We start from the raw sequence: 596 nt of genomic DNA, 5'->3' as shown, positions 1-596 counted from the left end.
GCCGGGGGTGCCTGAAGTGCGTGACCGCAAGGAGCGCCCTAAGGTAAAACCGGTGACTGGGGCTAAGTCGTAACAAGGTAGCCGTACCGGAAGGTGCGGCTGGAACACCTCCTTTCTGGAGCGGACCGTACAGAAGTCCGTTCTCGACCGGAACCTGTTGCAGAAGAGCGTTCATGGACGCATTCTCCTACTGCTTCGTCTGTTGTAATTTATATAGCATTATCCTCCCGCCACGGCGGCAGTTGAAGTGCAGTCCCTTAGCTCAGTTGGTTAGAGCGCTACACTGATAATGTAGAGGTCGGCAGTTCAACTCTGCCAGGGACTACGATAACAGGAAAGAGTACATTGACATACTGGAAGCCGCGACCATGCGACCGCAAACGCATGGTTGACGAAAGAAAAAGATACGAGTAGAATCGAAGCGAACGAAGTATAGCAGTCATATCGCAAGGTGTGACGGCATCGTTATAAAGAAACAAAGGAAAGGAGACAAGGGCACATGAAGGATGCCTTGGCTCTCGGAGGCGACGAAGGACGTGATAAGCTGCGAAAAGCCGCGGTAAGGGGCAAATACCCATTGACCCGCGGATTTCCGA

1 tRNA gene and 2 rRNA genes are annotated in these 596 nt (G+C 52.7%); all 3 read left to right on the top strand.

What is annotated here, in order from left to right:
* Positions 1 to 115, top strand: a 16S ribosomal RNA gene (locus FW767_RS13005); the annotation flags it as partial.
* Positions 116 to 251: 136 nt separating this feature from the next.
* Positions 252 to 325, top strand: a tRNA-Ile gene (locus tag FW767_RS13000).
* A 154-nt stretch (positions 326 to 479) separates the two neighbouring features.
* Positions 480 to 596, top strand: a 23S ribosomal RNA gene (locus FW767_RS12995); the annotation flags it as partial.

The organism is Heminiphilus faecis (genome assembly GCF_008728965.1).
Classification (GTDB): domain Bacteria; phylum Bacteroidota; class Bacteroidia; order Bacteroidales; family Muribaculaceae; genus Muribaculum; species Muribaculum faecis.
The sequence above is the reverse complement of the archived record's forward strand: the minus strand, read 5'-3'. Positions and strand labels throughout refer to the sequence as shown.